We start from the raw sequence: 16,653 nt of genomic DNA on the forward strand, positions 1-16,653 counted from the left end.
TTGATACTGTTGATTTACATCATCAAATTTGTATACAGCTTTGTGCTTCCTCCCGGCCTGTTTATCGTGCTTCTGCTAGGTTTAGTCATTTGGTTATGGAAAAAAAACCGCCGGCCAGCACTAGTTCTACTCGGGGTTACACTATTAATGTATTTCTCCATGACACCCTTAGTCAGCGATGCGCTGATCGGCAGTCTAGAACGGAAATATCCGCAGCCGGAAACTTTGCAAGGAGATGTCATCGTCGTACTCGGCGGGGGCGCCAGCTCTGGCACACCGGATATAGACGGCGAGGGCAATTTATACGGATCAGCGGCAAATCGCCTGCTTACTGCTGTTCGCCTCCATCGGCAGACAGGTCTGCCAATCTTATTTTCTGGCGGACAAGTATTCTCCGACAGTGGTAATGAAGCGGATATCGCGCAAAGACAACTACTGGGTCTCGGCATACCCGAAGAGGACATCCTGATCGAAAATCAATCCCTCAACACGGAGCAAAACGCTGTAAATACCGCAGCCATCCTGCAACAAACCGGACTTATAAAACCTATACTAGTTACTTCAGGTTTTCATATGTCCCGAGCGATGTTGCACTTTAAGAATGCAAGGCTAACAGCGCAAGCCTATCCTACGGATTATATCGCCAGCGCTGATATTGCACTGCAGCCCGCCAAGTTCAGTCCATCCCCGGGAGCGATCTCCACAACAGGGTTAGCATTGAAGGAATATTTAGGCCAGCTTGCTGCTCGGCTATTTGATTAGTTCTGTAAATTTCGCATGTACAACCTCAGCGAGTAACTGTGGGGCTACATCCATTTGCTGGCCAATCTTCCCAGCGCTGACAGCCATTGTTTCCAGCCCTTCTGCGCTGCTCTCAATGAACGTGGGGTACAGCTTTTTCATTCCAACAGGTGAACAACCACCGCGGATATACCCTGTCCATTTCTGCAGATCCTTCACTGGCAGCATCTCAATTTTTTTCTCTCCGGCGGCTTTGGCCGCCTTTTTGAGATCCAGCTCTTCGGCAACAGGGATAACAAATACATAAAGATTTGCACCGCTATGAGCGACCAACGTTTTAAAAACCGTCTCTGCCGCCTTTCCAATCTTCTCAGCCACAGCCGTGCCATGGATTAGTCCATCTTCATTGTCATAGGCGAACACTTCATAGCCGATTTTTTTGGCATCCAGCATTCGCATCGCGTTGGTTTTGGTTACTTGCATTGTTGACCTCCCTTTCTATATCCTCTATTCCTTACCTTTATGATCAAAGAGGCCCCAAAGCTATGATAGCTTTCAGGACCTCCTGTTGCTGCCGTGCCCATTAATCTCTGGGATAATTAACCTGCATGATATCCATAAAAGGAACTTTTATGATTTCTTCATGGTTACTGAGGTGTACTTTCCCGGTTCGCGAATCCATTTCCACGATCATACCGCGTACCTCTTCTTCTTTTCCCCATACGGTCAATAAAATCTCAGAACCTTCTTGCTTAGCTTCAACTAACTGATTACCTAACTCCTCAAGCACAAATTCATCTCTTGTGGGCCGCTTGGCCACCTTTGCTTTTGCCACACTAATCCTCCAATAAGCTATTACGGATATTAAGTATATTAAATACTAAGTATGAATGCTCTCATTTATTATACCATGTTTCAGATTAAGGCTCGAACCCCTTCTGGCTCAAGAATAGCTCCTCTTCGGAAAAAACTTGCTGAAGTCCTTCATACACTCTGCGATATGCTGCAGGATCATACCAATCTTCCAGTTGCAGCTCTTCATATAGGGAATAAATCCCTAATCTCCGTGTGCGTTTGCCGCCGCTGCCGTCGCCCATAAAATAGTCATCCACACAGACTCTATCCACCAAAGCCCTTAAGGTTGCTGGAAAAGTTGGACTGCTTGGCAGTACTGGCGCTATAGTAGCTTGAATGGGGATGCCAGCTTCACGTAAAAGCTGTAACGTCTTCAGTCTTGCAGCAATGGGAGGAGCGCTTGGTGTGAATTTTTGGCGAATATCTTCTCGGTCTGTTTCTACAGTTATACTTACACGAACCTTATCCTGTAAACGTAATAATAAATCTATATCTCTGCGAACCAGCGGACTACGCGTCTGCACGAATAGGAAATCGGGCGGATCTTGAACCATAACCTCCAGTAAAGATCTCGTCACCTCTTCCTTGTGCTCTACCGGTTGATAGGGATCTGTGCTTGACGACATAAAAATAGAGACGGGACCTTTCGCCTTCGCTTTGTGTAGTTCTTTTTGTAATATTGCAGCCGCTTCTTGTTTAACATCTACCCACGTCCCCCACTCTTCTTTGCGGAACAGCGAGACAGGCATCTGACGTACATAACAATAGGAACAGCCATAAGTGCAGCCCGTATATGGATTTAAGGAATGACTGTAGCCTGACAGATAACCTGTTCCTTTATTCAGCAAGGTTTTTGGGGAGGTGTAATTGGACTCTATTTTCATATATCTGCTGTATACTCTCCTCTCTCCAACTGAAGTAGCTTGGTCTTCATATCCAAACCACCCCGGTATCCTGTTAATGTCCCATTCTTACCAATAACCCGGTGGCAGGGCACCGTAATCAGAATCGGATTCGCGCCAATGGCAGTCCCTACCGCGCGTACCGCAGCTGGTTTTTGAATATGTGTAGCAATATCTGAATAGGACCAGGTTTGCCCATATGGAATTTCACATAACGCCTTCCACACCGCAAGCTGAAATGGAGTTCCCTGATAATCAAAAGGAATGCCGAAGCTCTGCCGGTTCCCTTGCAAATATTCACTAAGCTCCCTCACATAAGGCGCCATCTTCTCATCGTTCTGCACCAGTTCACTCCCCGGAAAACGACGTCTAACCCATTCGCTTAATTCCTCAAAGGGTTGCTGCTGCGAACCCACATAACTTAAACCCTTCTCTGTGGCTGCAATATAAAAACTCCAGTCCTTATCGGTTAATAATGTCCAGTATAGAATAGCATTTTTTTTATTCTCCATGATTCGGTCCCTCCAAAATAAAATCAGAAGCCAACGTTACTTTCTGTTTGTTAAGCTGACGAAACTGTGTGGGTGTATACCCCGTTTTTTTCTTATATAAAGTAATAAAATATGATGTATTGGGCAGACCCACACGTAATGCAATCTCAGCAACTGCCTGCTCTGTAGTAAGCAAATACTCAGATGCCTTAGCGATTCTCTTTTGCTGTATATAATCCACGGGAGTGATTCCTGTTACTTTCTTAAAGGTTCGATGTAAATGATAAGGACTGCCATGACATACCTCAGCTAATGTTTCAAGGGTGAGGGGGGCCATATAATTATGATCAATGTACTCCGTCATCACAGCTACCCATTCCTTATCAGGAAGACGCTCACCTGTCGGTTTACATCTTTTGCAAGGACGAAATCCGGCTGCCAGCGCTTGTTCAGCATTCTGAAAAACACACGCATTCTCCCGATTGGGTGCTTTGGATTTGCAGGAGGGTCGACAAAAAATTCCTGTAGTCTTCACCGCATAAAAAAATATGTCGTTATAAGCAACATTGTTTTGCAAAATAGCCTGCCATTGCTCCTCAGTCATTTGTTCCTCATCTTCAATCCTGTTCATCGCCTTCACCTCTAATGCAATTATACCCCTGAGCAGGCTCATCTGTACTCAATTTGGAATGAAAAAGCAAGATAGTGAAATCCAAAAGGGTGAGATTGCTCGTAATTACACTTTGTTTAGCGAATACGCACTACCTTTGTCAACCGTGCAGGGAGCCGCTGCTGGACAACGAATATTACTCATAACATGACTACGTGAACTGGAGGAATCGAAATGGATATTCTAAAAACAAAAGATGCCGCAGAGCTGCTGTCAGTTAGTCTAACCACAATTAAACGTTGGGCTGCCATGTTCCCTGATTTTTTTCCAAAAGACCGATTTGGCCATTATGTTTTCTCGGAGCAGCAAATCGACCTGCTCAATCATATTAAAGACCGTATTAATCACGGAGAGGCCTTGGAATGTATACAACTCACACTCACGAATGAGCAGCAAATTTCCACATCACAACAGGAAAATCCACTACAGCACACAGATGCTGAGCCTATGAAGGATATCTTGTCTCGCATCAACAATGTTGAACGTGCACTCGATCAAAAAGCCGATGAAGTAGTATTGATCCAACTGCTCCAGCAGCGTGAGGAGCTTGAGGACCTACGAATAATGATCAAGCAAATCGCGGCATCCATAGAACCGTTGCAAGTGTCTAACGGCAAACCGCTCACCTCTTATGAAAATTCCCAGTCCACTGCCACTACCAGACTAACGGCTCCGCCAAGAAAACGCGGCCTGTTACGTTCTTTATTTTTCTTTTAAGCCTGAAATGTAAAAAAAGAACCTACTTCAGACAATCGCGAAGTAGATTCATATAAATTAAAAACATATTTAAGCTCTCCCCCTGTCACCCTAAACGGTGGCGGGGGTTTGCTTTTTCCAAACAAAAAGCTCGATCCTCCGGAACATTCTACTCTTTATGCAATAAAGCTGCTCCTGCAATTCCCGGGTGTGTCATTTCGTATGGGTCCAGAATCAGATTAAGCTCTTCTTCGGTCAGCACATTATATTTAATGCACAATTCCCGTACAGATTCCCCAGTCAAAATCGCCTCTCTAGCGATCCGCGATACCACTTCATACCCCAGATGCGGGTTCACAGCCGTAATGATTCCGACACTCCGCTCCACATCCCGCTCAAGCTTTTCCTTATTGGCTTCAATCCCAGCCAGACAGAAGTCTGTGAAGACTTGGAAGGAATTGTTCATGATGCTGATGGACTGAATGAGATTGAACACAAGCACTGGCTCCATAACATTCAGCTCCAGTTGACCCGCTTGGGAAGCCAGACAGATCGTATGATCGTTCCCTATGACTTGAAAAGCCACCTGATTAATGACCTCTGCCATAACCGGATTAACTTTGCCCGGCATAATTGAAGATCCAGGCTGGCGTGCAGGCAATGAAATCTCATTAAACCCAGTCCGCGGACCGGAGGCCATCAACCGCAGATCATTAGCGATCTTGGACATGTTCATCATGCACACTTTTAGGGCAGCAGACACTTCTGTATAGGCATCCGTATTTTGGGTGGCATCGACGAGATGATCTGCCGTTACGAGCGGCAATTCACTGATCTCAGCTAAGTGCTCTACCACCAATTCAATATAACGAGGATCAGCATTTAATCCTGTACCCACTGCTGTTGCTCCCATATTGACTTCATACAAATGATGGCGTGTATGCTCAATACGTTTGATATCTCTTTCAAGCACTCTGCGATAAGCCTCGAATTCTTGACCCAGACGAATCGGCACTGCATCTTGAAGATGTGTCCGACCCATTTTTATCACAGGATCGAATTCATCCGCTTTTACCGCAAACACATCATGCATTCTGTGCATCGTTACAAGTAGCTGCTCCAGCAGTGAAAGTGTGGCAATATGAATTGCTGTCGGAAACGCATCATTTGTAGACTGCGCCATATTTACATGTGAATTGGGACTTAAGTGACGATAGTCTCCCTTTTCATGGCCAAGCAGTTCTAAGGCACGGTTAGCAATAACCTCATTCGCATTCATATTTAACGAGGTACCCGCACCACCCTGAATAGGATCTACAATAAATTGCTCATGCCACTGACCCTCGATGATTTCTTCTGCTGCTTTCACTACAACTTCTCCAAGCCCTCGATAGAGACGGCCAACTTCCATATTTGCAAGCGCAGCGGCTTTTTTTACAATCCCCATCGCTTTGATTAACTCTTTGTGAACCCGATAGCCCGTAATAGGAAAGTTCTCGACTGCGCGTAGTGTCTGAATCCCATAATAAGCGTTCTTATCTACCTGTTTACTGCCTAGAAAGTCATTTTCTACACGAAATTCAGTTTCAATCACTGTTATATCCCTCGCATTCATTATGATTAGGTTTATTAGAAAATAAGTAAGCGCAATCATTTCTATCTCACTTAGATATTAACCTTTATTGTGACAAATGTCTCTCAGAAAAATAGGGTTTAATGTAATTAATTACTATTTAGTAACCTAACACCGCTATTCTAAAGGGAAATGTGCTTAGGAAGGATTGAATTACCAAATCGTTAGGTCTAGTTTATCCAGATAAATCGTCGCTCACCCCAATTATAAGTATTTTGGACAAAATCACGTTTACGGATACTTAGGTATCTATTGCGGGCTGTGCAATGGGGCATCACATCCTTTCATGTAGCTCCTTATTAAAGAAGCCGGCCAAAAAGGCCGACTCGGATTACTATTTATCACAGTAATTGTGTTTTTTATACTGAATAATGATCTAATGAGATCTGAATTCCATTAAGCTGAGCTTGCGGTAATTCTAACTCCCTACTAATACTCAAAACTAAGCTTTCACCATCCATGTTGGTATAATTCGCTGCTAATACCTCTCCCACTTCGAAATTCCTTTCTTTATGAGCCATAGCTGCGGCAAAAGCCTCTAAACCAATAATACCACATTCGGCAGCTTTCTTAATGCCCAATGCTTCAACGATCACACCGCCCGGCATCCCTGCGACGGATACCTCTATGAATCTGGACCGTTCCTGCAGCTGATAAGGGTGAGATAAATAAATAACAAAATACGTCTCACCAACTTGCCCGTACAATGTATACGGCTCTTGTTTCCATTCCCCTTGGGGAAGTACACCGATGATCGTATTCTTCTCACCCTGGGGGATTGGGAATAAAGAAATGATGACATTCTTGTGATAGAGAACCTCCATATAACGGCTTTGATGGCGGGGATCTCCCTCATTGTAGCCTTGTCCCGGATGGAAGAAATACAGCTGATTTGCGCTTCCCTCTCCACTCACAGGTAACGAAAAAGCCCAGCGAAGCTGCTCATTATCGAATTCCTCAACCCGCTCCCACATCCCGCCTGCTGCAAACTCCTCTGTAATATAAGCATAGGAATGAAGCAAAGGCTGCGGCTGTGGATCCGTTGGGACAACCTTCTGAGTAATCTTCCCTACTTCCATTGGTATCTGGCGATTCATAGCTGCGGCTAATATTTCATCGGATGCTTGATAGAATAATAAACCGGCATACTCAGTGCGCGGCATCCTCTCAGGCAGCTGGAAATCTCCAAACTGAACATAATCATGAAGTACATTAGCATCGCCGGGAACATCATGCGGCCAGCCTCTAGAATGCGCACCAACCCAAGCGCCACGCAGATAGAATTCAGCTCGTACATTCCATAAATGGTCAAGCATTTCTTTAAGGCTCGTAGTAAGCTCCGTATCCTCAGGCGGGACAAGTTCCAACGCGCAGGTGAATGCCTGCACCCAATGCCAAAACCACGGTAGACTGCCGTATTCCGGCATCCCTTTAGTACGAATATAAGCCAGCGTATCCTTCAGACTCTGCCGGCCATCCTCAAGCAATATTTCATCCGCAAACAGGGTGCCAAAAATCAGCTTAGCAGCTGTATATTTAGCTTCATGATGCCCAAAAGTAACCACCGGCTTACGGTAGAAATCACTGCGATAAATATGTCCAAACGCTGTATTCAGAACTATGCGAAGTTGAGCATTTAATGCTCCTCCGTATCTTTTGCAAAAATACGCCAGCAGGTTGCCCATAAGCTCCACTGGTAACTCATGCGGTGACGCATCTCGCGGAACCGGATTCAAACCGAGCGGCCAATGACCATATAACTCCGTGCCGGGCTGCCGGTTCTGAAGCATTAAGATCTCCAGCAGCACATCCTGTGCTTTCTGTTTCGCTTGCTCACGATCAAAAGGCAGCTCAAAAGAATCATCAACAGCCGCTGCAAAAAGATACGAAGCATAATAAAAGTTATTTCGCACATCATCATGGAACCAGAGTCCACTTTCCAATAAAGGGCGTTGCTCTGCTTCCAGTGCTATATTAAAAATAATTTCTTGCTGACGTTCCTTAAAAGTACTCTGGATATTTTTCAACCCCGGCATTACTTTTCAACCTCCATCATTTCAGTTTTATATCATCTTCCGTCATTCATGAAAATCGAGCATAATAGCTCTATTGTGCACACTTTCCGTTCATTTTGCAATTGGAAAAACCAATAAATAAACATAAATAAACGAAATAAAAAAGATTAGTACTTGTAAAATGAACATAAATGGACTAAAGTGTACCTATACGAACGATAATATGTACACAAAGGAGATTGAACATTCAATGGAAAGACGTTTCGCATCCCATCCTAATGAAGTAAAACAATTTGACACTGAGCGCCTCCGTAAGGAATTCCACATTCCCGTTATTTTTGCTCCTGATGAGCTAAAGCTTGTCCTAACCCATGAAGATCGTATGATCGTTGGTGGAGCTAATCCTGTAAAAGAAGAGGTTGCGCTAACTACTGACCTTAAAGAACTTGGGGTTACTTATTTCTTGGAACGCCGTGAACTGGGCATCATCAATGTCGGTGGTAAAGGCTCCGTGGTTGTAGATGGCACAGAATATGAAGTGGATTTCAAAGAATGTCTTTATGTAGGTCAAGGCTCTAAAGATGTAGTCTTCAAAAGTGCAGACGCTTCCAAGCCTGCTAAATTCTATTTGAATTCTGCTCCTGCCCATCAGTCCTACCCTACTACCAAAACCACACTGGCCGATTCTGAATCCGGTGCGATGGGTGGTCTGGAGAACTCTAACGAGCGGACAATCCACCGCTTCATTCACACAAATGGTGTGCAAAGTGCCCAACTGGTTATGGGTATGACCCAACTGAAACCAGGCAGCATGTGGAACACAATGCCAGCACATACCCATCCACGCCGGATGGAAGCCTATTTCTATTTTGATCTTCCGGACGATTCCGTTGTGTTCCACCTGATGGGAGAACCAGACGAAACCCGCCATATCGTAATGCATAACGAACAAGCCGTTATTTCTCCAAGCTGGTCCATCCACAGTGGTGTCGGCACTCATAACTATACTTTTATCTGGAGTATGGCTGGCGATAATAAAAGATATGATGATATGGACCCCGTATCCATGAAAGAATTACAATAGAGATAAATCAACTACGGAAAGATGAGGCAGGCGGATGAACCCGATACGACGACACGAGATGATTATGGAAGTTATGCTGAACCAAAAAGATGTAACGGTGAATGAACTGAGCGATAAGCTTCAGGTTACTGGAAAAACAATACGCGAGGATTTAAGCAGGCTGGAGGAACAAGGGCTGATCGTACGTGTACATGGCGGAGCTGTGCTGGCACAAAGCGACCAGTTTGGTATTTTGCCCTCCAAGGACCCGCTGGATAAATACTCTGACGAGAAGACGGAGATTGCCTTGCGTGCGCTTGCTCATATTGAACCGGACGATATTATCGCTCTTGACGGCGGTAGCACTACGCTTGAAATTGCTCGGCGTCTGGACAATATGCCACTAACGGTAGTCACCAATGATGTATACATCATCAGCGAACTGGTTCCCAAAGATAACATCCGTCTGGTCGTTCCCGGTGGTTATCGTGTCCGTAATATGTTGGCTGGTCCTGAAGCCGTCTCCTATGTACAAAAGCTTAATATTCAAAAAGCATTCCTTTCATCGACTGCTATTCATATAGAGCATGGGCTCTCCATTTATACCGGAGATTTAATTGAGTTCAAGCAAGCCCTTGTATCTACAGCCCGTAAGGTATTCGCGGTTGTAGATCATCATAAATTCGGCCATACTGCACTGCGTACCTTTGCTTCCCTACAAGAAGTTGACGTGATTCTGACGGACAAAGGGCTCTCCCCCGAAACGGCAGATCAGTTCCGCAGTGCAGGCGTTACCATTGAATGCGGGTAAACCCGGAATAACAATCCATTTACAATAAAGGGGCGTAATTTATATGTCATCATTATTCAGCTTGGCAGGTAAAACAGCTATTGTAACAGGCGCAGCTCAAGGTCTTGGACAAGGAATCGCGCTTGCATTTGCAGAAGCCGGTGCAGACGTTGCATCTGTCTCCCTTAATTCGAGTGAAGAAACTGTAAATGCAGCAAAAGCTTTTGGAGTAAAAGCAGTTAGTATCGAATCTGACTTAAGTGATCACAGCAAGCTGCAAAGCACTTTTGACCAAGCGCTAGAGCTGACCGGACATGTTGACATTCTCGTAAACTGCGCAGGAATGATCCGCCGTGCACCGGCAAAAGATCATAGTGAAAAAGACTGGTTTGATGTCATCAATTTGAACCTGAACACAGTTTTCCTTCTGTCGCAAATCGCAGGCCGCCACTTCCTGGAAAGAGGATCCGGCAAAATCATTAACATCGCCTCCATGCTCTCCTATCAAGGCGGAATCAATGTCCCTGGTTACACTGCGAGTAAACACGGGGTTGCGGGTCTTACTAAAGCTTTTGCCAATGAATGGGCAGGCTCCGGTCTGAACATCAATGCAATTGCACCAGGCTATATGGCTACTGAAAATACCGCTCCAATCCGTGCCGACCAAAGTCGTTCGGACTCTATCTTAGACCGTATCCCTGCAGCACGTTGGGGAACGCCTGATGACGTTAAAGGCCCTGCTGTATTCTTGGCTTCCGCAGCATCTGACTACTTGAACGGTCACGTTCTTAATGTGGATGGCGGATGGATGGCTAGATAATCCATACAAAAATGGGTGTCCCATAGGGGCACCCATTTTTTGTGTGGATATGAAGCACTATCAGACTCAACTGAACAATCTGCACACGCAGCAGCTAAAGAACTCAACTGAACAATCTGCACATGCAGCACCTAAAGGACTCAGCTGACCGATCTGCACACGCAGCAGCTATCAGACTCAGCTGACCGATCTGCACACGCAGCAGCTAAAGGACTCAGCTGACCTTATACACCGTTTTATCCGCTATTTGGATAGCTATCGGACCTCATAGCCGCTATTGGTGCAAAAAACACCAATTATAAGCTCTTTCATGAGCAATAGCGACGCTGGAGTCCGAAAACCTGCTCAAAAGACGATAAATTCGCAAATAGGGGCATCTGGGTCCGAAAATCTCAGTATCAGTGGTTGTGGATCGTTCTACATCATTTAAATAAGCTTGCAATGGAATTCACATCAAAATCACTAGTCATTCTAAAGTTTCCCGAACTGTATTTGTCCTTCTTATCAAGATCTGTCACATACAGGAAGTTAGTATCCGTAAGATTCATGCCAAACCTCAAGCTGTTATTTACAATAATACTTATCCAGTAGGTCTCCGTAGATTTGTCCAAAGCACTACTTCTTCTCAATTTTACATCTGAAAAAGCATAAATGATCTTTTCAATTTCCTTCGGATCTTCAATCACTACCTTTTCATCCACTAAAGATTTCTCAATCTCGATTGAGGTGATTTCAGTTTCATCGATTTGATCCAACACTAAATTCTCAAATGAATTATAACTATGGTAGAGATTAATGATTACAGGGATTTCGATTAATAAAAAAATGAGTACGAGAAATACATAACGTTTCTTCATATTCATAATTATGAACACCCTATTTCTACAAACTCCTCTGGATGAGTGCGAATATAATTGCCGATAATTCTATGCGTATTTGGTGTCAGGTTCTTATATCGTTCGAATAACTCACTAATTACTTCTAACAGCTGAGGGTCTCGATCCAAATCCGTGATGGCCGCATCCGCCCACTCTTTACCCAGTCGATGATTTCTTTCCTCGAGAAATGTCTTTGTTTCCTGAAGCAAAAGAATCATGGGTGAATCGTCAAAAAATCGTATGCCTCCTATCACCCCTGTCCAATACCCTGGCAGGTCTTGCATGTAGGAAATCCAAGCATAATATTCCCCTTCGGAATTACAGCTGTGACCATATAGCACTCTGAACATACATAAGGCTTGTTGCCCCTCTGTGAGCTTCGAGATCACTTCTGATTTGGTCGATGGAGATTTTCCGCGAATCAGCTGAAAGGTAGGCTCCATACAGGCCCATCCTAACCTTTCATCACTTAAAGTGTCCAAGTCATCCTGCTTCATGGCTACTAAATTCATTTAACTCCTCCTTTGATTAACATCCAAAAATATACATATATTTCTTAACGATGTCAATAAAAATCACTTGGGGACATTAAGCAATTCGATCGTTTTTATGATAGGCTTTAAGCAGTAGATATTTTCACAAAGGAGCTTTTCTATGCATAATGAGATACTTACTATATTTGATGAAGCGGGTCACCGAATCGGTACAGCTCCACGGGCAGAAGTACATCGGTTAGGACATTGGCACGAGACCTTCCACTGCTGGTTTATAAGCAAAACCCAAGAAATCCCCTATATTTATTTACAGCTTCGTAGTGAACAGAAACAAGATTATGCAGGATTGCTGGACATCACGGCCGCTGGACATTTGCTGACACACGAAACGGTAGAGGACGGGATTCGCGAGGTTCAAGAAGAACTCGGTTTGGAGCTAGCTTTTGATGAACTGATTCCCTTAGGTACGATTCCTTACAGTATGATCAAAGAAAATCTTATCGATAAAGAACGAGCGCATGTTTTTGTTTATAACAATCCTTATCCTCTGGACGATTTTAAGCTGCAAGAAGAAGAGGTCGCAGGAATAGTTATCACAAAGTTTGCCGACTTCCGAAGCTTTTGGCAAGGAGAAATACATAGTCTACAAATCAATGGTTTCAAAGTGGATTCAAACGGACAAAAAATCAACATTCAACAAAGTGTGGATCGGACTCATTTTGTGCCTCATGAAGCAGCCTATTTCACTCGGATCATTGAGGGCATCGAAGCAATAATTCTAACATCACCCATCGTCACGGAGGACATATGATCATTAATCCTCAAACATTTACAGTGAATGGAATCCAATACAGCATTAGATCTGCGGCCTCTCATGATGCTAAAGTGTTATCTGAATTAAGGGTGCGGATCGATGGAGAAACCGAGAATTTAGATCGGGAACCAGGTGAAGCCTTTATTGACGAAAAAGGGTTTGAACAGCTTATTCAAGCCGATTCTGAGAAAAATAATAACCTTTTTCTAGTCGCAGTAGTTGATAATCAAATCGTTGCGTTCTCCAGATGCGAAGGTTATCCCTTAAAAAGATTTGCTCATAAAGTAGAATTTGGAGTATGTGTGCTGCAGGATTATTGGGGATATGGTATTGGAAAAAATCTTCTCGCCGAATCGATTGCCTGGGCTGACACTAATGGTATTCAAAAGATCACCCTAAATGTGCTGGAAACGAACACCAACGCTATTAAGCTATATCAAAAGCTTGGCTTTGAAATTGAAGGGATTTTAAAGAAAGATAAACTTCTATCGGACGGCAAATTGTATAACACCATTATGATGGGAAGAGTTAAGAACTGATTCTATTCAAAAAAAAGGCAGAACCTGAAACTCAGGTCCTGCCTTTTTATTATACTATGCTTTACGCTTCAACATCGCAAGTCCATTCACCGCTAGATTCAATAGGGCCGGAGCTGAAAGACCTGTTTCCAAGTCTGTGTATTCCGCTCCATCCAGCTCTACCGTTTGCGGACTGCCGCTGAAATTTTGCACAAAAACATAATCACTTTCGCCATCTGTGCGAAGTTGTGCAGTCACACCTGCTGGAAGCTCACTATCCATCGCACGGGTAATTCCTGCCTTAGATGTGATCGCTGCGTATAGCTCAACATAGAACGAAGTGTCTTTCACACGGGTAGCAAGATGGTACGCATTTCCTTCACCAAAACGATTGACTGTAAGCGCTGGACGGCCCGCATAGAAATCGTTGCGATAATGCCCCAAAGCCTCTGCACCTTCCAAATGAATCAGCTCGGCTATCTCATGCGCATCGTAGTCACCGCTTAGCTTAAGTTTATTACCTACCTCCATTACTAACCCGTTCAGATCACGGCTGTGCAGCCCTTCTGTCTCCTCTGCCCAAATCCCCAGTGTTCTGCGCAGTGGACCAGGGAATCCTCCCAGATGACATAAATCCGTTTCGTTAACTACTCCTGACCAATAGGTTGCGAGGAAAGTGCCGCCTTGCTCCACATATTTCTCAATGCGCTTTCCATTCTCTTCACTAATCAGATATAACATAGGGGCAACAACCAGCTTGTAGGCAGTCAGATCATCTCCAGAGCCTATAATATCAACTGGAATGCCCAGCTCCCAAAGTGCACGATAATGCTGTAGCACCGTCTCCTCATAACGTAATCCGGAATTACGGATGCCTTGCGCATCCTTTATCGCCCAGCGGTTGTCCCAATCGAAAATAATCGCCGTCTGCGCCGGAGTGGACGTACCCACTACTTCCGTCATTCCCGCCAGCGTCTTTCCTACTTCCGCTACATCTTGGAATACTCGAGTCTCGGAGTGGCCACTGTGGTCTACAACTGCGCCGTGGAACTTCTCACTTGATCCGCGGCTTTTGCGCCATTGGAAATACTGCACAGAATCCGAACCATGCGCTACCGCTTGCAAGGAAGACAGCTTGTGCATTCCGGGACGTTTCAGCTTACTGACCGATTGCCAGTTCGTAAGGGATGGCGTGCTTTCCATCAGCAGAAACGGTTTCTTTTTAAAAGAACGCATTAAGTCGTAGTGCATCGCCGTCCATGCTGCCAATCTAGTATCGTCACCGTCTTCGGTATAATGCCAGTCTGGATAAGCGTCCCATGAGACCACATCCAGGATTTTGGCCAACTCGCGGTAATCAATGCCATCGATCATATGCATATTCGTCGTGATTGGCAGCTCTGGATTATAAGGACGAACGGTATTGATCTCGTGCTGGCAGAAATCAATCGTCCGTTCACTAACAAAACGCCGCCAGTCAAGATTCAAGCCGTGTACTTGTGTCTCACCATGTGGAGCTGGGGATTCAATCTGTGACCATGAAGTGTAGGTATGACTCCAAAAAGTAGCCCACCAAGCATGATTCACCTCATCCAAACTGTTATTATATTTCACCTTCAACCATTCTCTAAAAGCATCCTGGCAGAGCTCGCAGTGACACTCCCCACCGAACTCATTCGAAATATGCCAACCGATAATGGCTGGATGCTGGCTGTACCGTTCCGCTAGCTTTGCATTCAGAATTGCAGTTTTCTCCCGGTACACTGGTGAGGTAAAGCAATGGTTATGACGGAAGCCATGCAAATTGTGAACACGGTTACGCTCCACTCTTAAGACTTCTGGATATTTTTGCGACATCCATGCTGGGCGGGCACCACTTGGCGTTGCCAAGATAGCGTAAATCCCATTCTCTGCAAAAGAATCAAGTACACCATCCAACCATTCGAAAGTGAACACACCCTCTTCAGGTTCAAGAGATACCCACGAAAAAATGCCTACGGACATGACATTGCAGCCCGCCAGCTTCATTAATCGGATATCCTCACGCAATACTTCCGGATATTTCAGCCATTGTTCAGGATTATAATCAGCACCGTGCAGCATGACACCAGCTTTACTGCTTATCGGGGAATGTTTTTTATTCATTGTGTACGATCATCCTCTCAATTCTGCCCATTTATAGAATGGGACTATTCTCTGATGATAGGCTAGAAGCGTAAGCTATCTTATTCAGGAATCATCATTTATACTATTTATAATATAAGAAAAGTCATTTCAATCAGTAGGAATATAGTCTCGAAGTGATAGCACAAAATGAAGATGAGGTGATAAACCTGCTACCTTTTTCTCTGATTGAATTACCGCGCGACTCTGGAACGTTGCCCCTATCCCCCTACTCTGTAGGTCGCCATATCCAATTCCATCATGTGCGCCCAGCAGGATTTCCTGTGTATCAAATCTTTTTAATCCGGACCGGAACCGGGTTATTTCGTGATCTGGAAAGTGGCACAGAAATCATACTGGAACCGGGGATGGCATTTGCCTTCCCGCCCGATCGTGGTCATGAATATTATCCTACCTCTCATGAACCGTGGCATGTTGGCTTTATCGGCTTTCAAGGCAGTCAAGCTCATGGATTGTTGGAAGCGCTTGAACTGCTCCCTTCTGTTCCTTATCGAACGGATCGTTTTGAACAATGCTGGGAAGAAATCGGCCAAATCTGGCATACGGTAAATTCTCCTGCCCCCAATCGGCAGGACGAGATGTGGATGCAAGAGTTGTCTATCACACTCTATAGACTGCTCTTAATGCTGCGCCCTGCCAAGAGTTCAGAAGGCTCCGGTAATCGTATAGCCTTCGAGTCGGTCCGAAATGAAGCCCTAACTACAGCCGTCGGGCTGATCAACGAACATTACACAGAACCGCTTCTGATCTCCAATCTTGCAGCAGCAGTCGGCTACTCTGTGCAGCATTTCCAGCGTTTATTCGTGCAGGAATATGGGGTCACTCCGCATAAATATTTGCAGAATCTGCGGCTGGAGCGGGCGCTGCAATTAATGACGGAGGATATGGAGATTCCCGTTCAAGATATAGCGCTTCAGCTGGGCATGGAGACTAATTATTTTATACGTGTCTTCCGAAAAAACTACGGCTGTACACCCGGAGTAATGAAAATACGTTTGCTACAAGACGAGCAAATGAAGTAACGCTTCCAAGCCTAAAGAAGATATTGTAAAATTAAGCAGATGATAGCTTGTAAATTGGGGGCACCTT

18 protein-coding genes are annotated in these 16,653 nt (G+C 44.7%); 8 read left to right on the top strand and 10 right to left on the bottom strand.

Going from position 1 to position 16,653, the window contains the following annotated elements; genetic code table 11:
- Positions 1-9: 9 nt before the first annotated feature.
- Positions 10-762: a YdcF family protein gene (locus MHH89_RS09385; RefSeq protein WP_076309727.1), complete on the top strand. Its 753-nt coding sequence runs from the start codon at positions 10-12 to the stop codon at positions 760-762.
- On the opposite strand, the gene ybaK is transcribed toward MHH89_RS09385, so the two are convergent.
- The 5 genes from ybaK to MHH89_RS09410 all read right to left on the bottom strand — a co-directional run bounded on the left by ybaK (position 751) and on the right by MHH89_RS09410 (position 3,620).
- Complete coding sequence (gene ybaK, locus MHH89_RS09390; protein ID WP_076129827.1) at positions 751-1,224, bottom strand: Cys-tRNA(Pro) deacylase; 474 nt, start codon at positions 1,222-1,224, stop codon at positions 751-753. The genes MHH89_RS09385 and ybaK overlap by 12 nt on opposite strands.
- Positions 1,225-1,324: 100 nt before the next feature.
- Positions 1,325-1,576: a YolD-like family protein gene (locus MHH89_RS09395; protein ID WP_036688306.1), complete on the bottom strand. Its 252-nt coding sequence runs from the start codon at positions 1,574-1,576 to the stop codon at positions 1,325-1,327.
- 85 nt (positions 1,577-1,661) lie between these two features.
- Positions 1,662-2,480: an SPL family radical SAM protein gene (locus MHH89_RS09400; RefSeq protein WP_076304455.1), complete on the bottom strand. Its 819-nt coding sequence runs from the start codon at positions 2,478-2,480 to the stop codon at positions 1,662-1,664.
- Positions 2,477-3,010 carry a methylated-DNA--[protein]-cysteine S-methyltransferase gene (locus tag MHH89_RS09405; protein ID WP_312149806.1) on the bottom strand — a complete coding sequence of 178 codons (534 nt, stop codon included), beginning with the start codon at positions 3,008-3,010 and terminating at the stop codon, positions 2,477-2,479. The genes MHH89_RS09400 and MHH89_RS09405 overlap by 4 nt, the downstream gene beginning before the upstream one ends.
- Positions 3,000-3,620, bottom strand: a complete 621-nt coding sequence (locus MHH89_RS09410) for a bifunctional transcriptional activator/DNA repair enzyme AdaA (protein ID WP_076281633.1) — start codon at positions 3,618-3,620, stop codon at positions 3,000-3,002. Before MHH89_RS09410 ends, MHH89_RS09405 begins: the two co-directional genes overlap by 11 nt.
- Before the next feature lie 213 nt (positions 3,621-3,833).
- On the opposite strand from MHH89_RS09410, the gene MHH89_RS09415 reads away from it, so the two are divergent.
- A complete protein-coding gene (locus tag MHH89_RS09415; protein WP_076182537.1) occupies positions 3,834-4,376 on the top strand; it encodes a MerR family transcriptional regulator in 543 nt (180 codons plus the stop codon).
- Between the two features lie 148 nt (positions 4,377-4,524).
- On the opposite strand, the gene aspA is transcribed toward MHH89_RS09415, so the two are convergent.
- Both aspA and MHH89_RS09425 read right to left on the bottom strand, forming a co-directional pair.
- Positions 4,525-5,949, bottom strand: a complete 1,425-nt coding sequence (gene aspA, locus MHH89_RS09420; protein ID WP_036689072.1) for an aspartate ammonia-lyase — start codon at positions 5,947-5,949, stop codon at positions 4,525-4,527.
- A 398-nt stretch (positions 5,950-6,347) separates the two neighbouring features.
- Positions 6,348-8,024 carry a hypothetical protein gene (locus MHH89_RS09425; RefSeq protein ID WP_076190952.1) on the bottom strand — a complete coding sequence of 559 codons (1,677 nt, stop codon included), beginning with the start codon at positions 8,022-8,024 and terminating at the stop codon, positions 6,348-6,350.
- A gap of 229 nt (positions 8,025-8,253) precedes the next feature.
- On the opposite strand from MHH89_RS09425, the gene kduI reads away from it, so the two are divergent.
- From kduI to kduD, 3 genes are read left to right on the top strand one after another with little or no spacing between them, the layout of a single operon-like run.
- Complete coding sequence (gene kduI, locus MHH89_RS09430) at positions 8,254-9,087, top strand: 5-dehydro-4-deoxy-D-glucuronate isomerase (RefSeq protein WP_036688322.1); 834 nt, start codon at positions 8,254-8,256, stop codon at positions 9,085-9,087.
- Positions 9,088-9,121: 34 nt separating this feature from the next.
- The gene (locus MHH89_RS09435; RefSeq protein ID WP_076129821.1) at positions 9,122-9,877 is read left to right on the top strand and encodes a DeoR/GlpR family DNA-binding transcription regulator; all 756 of its coding nucleotides are present in this window, start codon (positions 9,122-9,124) and stop codon (positions 9,875-9,877) included.
- 43 nt (positions 9,878-9,920) lie between these two features.
- Complete coding sequence (kduD, locus tag MHH89_RS09440; protein ID WP_036688326.1) at positions 9,921-10,676, top strand: 2-dehydro-3-deoxy-D-gluconate 5-dehydrogenase KduD; 756 nt, start codon at positions 9,921-9,923, stop codon at positions 10,674-10,676.
- A gap of 422 nt (positions 10,677-11,098) precedes the next feature.
- On the opposite strand, the gene MHH89_RS09445 is transcribed toward kduD, so the two are convergent.
- Positions 11,099-11,539: a hypothetical protein gene (locus tag MHH89_RS09445; protein WP_036688330.1), complete on the bottom strand. Its 441-nt coding sequence runs from the start codon at positions 11,537-11,539 to the stop codon at positions 11,099-11,101.
- A 2-nt stretch (positions 11,540-11,541) separates the two neighbouring features.
- Entirely contained in the window at positions 11,542-12,066 is a 525-nt protein-coding gene (locus tag MHH89_RS09450; protein ID WP_341086933.1) for a hypothetical protein, read from the bottom strand.
- A gap of 142 nt (positions 12,067-12,208) precedes the next feature.
- Between MHH89_RS09450 and MHH89_RS09455 the strand changes: the two genes are divergently transcribed.
- On the top strand, positions 12,209-12,859 hold the full coding sequence (locus tag MHH89_RS09455) for an NUDIX hydrolase (RefSeq protein WP_076190947.1): 651 nt from the start codon (positions 12,209-12,211) through the stop codon (positions 12,857-12,859).
- Positions 12,856-13,401: a GNAT family N-acetyltransferase gene (locus tag MHH89_RS09460; RefSeq protein WP_076129818.1), complete on the top strand. Its 546-nt coding sequence runs from the start codon at positions 12,856-12,858 to the stop codon at positions 13,399-13,401. Before MHH89_RS09455 ends, MHH89_RS09460 begins: the two co-directional genes overlap by 4 nt.
- Positions 13,402-13,455: 54 nt before the next feature.
- Here MHH89_RS09460 and MHH89_RS09465 read toward each other — a convergent pair whose 3' ends face one another.
- Complete coding sequence (locus MHH89_RS09465) at positions 13,456-15,525, bottom strand: beta-galactosidase (protein WP_341086935.1); 2,070 nt, start codon at positions 15,523-15,525, stop codon at positions 13,456-13,458.
- Between the two features lie 155 nt (positions 15,526-15,680).
- Here MHH89_RS09465 and MHH89_RS09470 point away from each other — a divergent pair, with 155 nt between their 5' ends.
- Positions 15,681-16,586, top strand: coding sequence for a helix-turn-helix transcriptional regulator (locus MHH89_RS09470; RefSeq protein WP_341086936.1), 906 nt, complete (start codon positions 15,681-15,683; stop codon positions 16,584-16,586).
- Positions 16,587-16,653: the final 67 nt, after the last annotated feature.

The sequence above is a fragment of the Paenibacillus sp. FSL H7-0323 genome (assembly GCF_038002725.1).
Lineage (GTDB): Bacteria > Bacillota > Bacilli > Paenibacillales > Paenibacillaceae > Paenibacillus_AQ > Paenibacillus_AQ odorifer.

Bases quoted from the DNA above. Each gene is read 5' to 3' on its own strand.
- MHH89_RS09445 (WP_036688330.1), bottom strand. From the start codon at position 11,539: ATGAATATGAAGAAACGTTATGTATTTCTCGTACTCATTTTTTTATTA.
- MHH89_RS09450 (WP_341086933.1), bottom strand. From the start codon at position 12,066: ATGAATTTAGTAGCCATGAAGCAGGATGACTTGGACACTTTAAGTGAT.
- MHH89_RS09405 (WP_312149806.1), bottom strand. From the start codon at position 3,010: ATGGAGAATAAAAAAAATGCTATTCTATACTGGACATTATTAACCGAT.
- kduD (WP_036688326.1), top strand. From the start codon at position 9,921: ATGTCATCATTATTCAGCTTGGCAGGTAAAACAGCTATTGTAACAGGC.
- MHH89_RS09415 (WP_076182537.1), top strand. From the start codon at position 3,834: ATGGATATTCTAAAAACAAAAGATGCCGCAGAGCTGCTGTCAGTTAGT.
- MHH89_RS09465 (WP_341086935.1), bottom strand. From the start codon at position 15,525: ATGAATAAAAAACATTCCCCGATAAGCAGTAAAGCTGGTGTCATGCTG.
- MHH89_RS09410 (WP_076281633.1), bottom strand. From the start codon at position 3,620: ATGAACAGGATTGAAGATGAGGAACAAATGACTGAGGAGCAATGGCAG.
- MHH89_RS09435 (WP_076129821.1), top strand. From the start codon at position 9,122: ATGAACCCGATACGACGACACGAGATGATTATGGAAGTTATGCTGAAC.
- MHH89_RS09455 (WP_076190947.1), top strand. From the start codon at position 12,209: ATGCATAATGAGATACTTACTATATTTGATGAAGCGGGTCACCGAATC.
- ybaK (WP_076129827.1), bottom strand. From the start codon at position 1,224: ATGCAAGTAACCAAAACCAACGCGATGCGAATGCTGGATGCCAAAAAA.
- MHH89_RS09460 (WP_076129818.1), top strand. From the start codon at position 12,856: ATGATCATTAATCCTCAAACATTTACAGTGAATGGAATCCAATACAGC.
- kduI (WP_036688322.1), top strand. From the start codon at position 8,254: ATGGAAAGACGTTTCGCATCCCATCCTAATGAAGTAAAACAATTTGAC.
- MHH89_RS09400 (WP_076304455.1), bottom strand. From the start codon at position 2,480: ATGAAAATAGAGTCCAATTACACCTCCCCAAAAACCTTGCTGAATAAA.
- MHH89_RS09425 (WP_076190952.1), bottom strand. From the start codon at position 8,024: ATGCCGGGGTTGAAAAATATCCAGAGTACTTTTAAGGAACGTCAGCAA.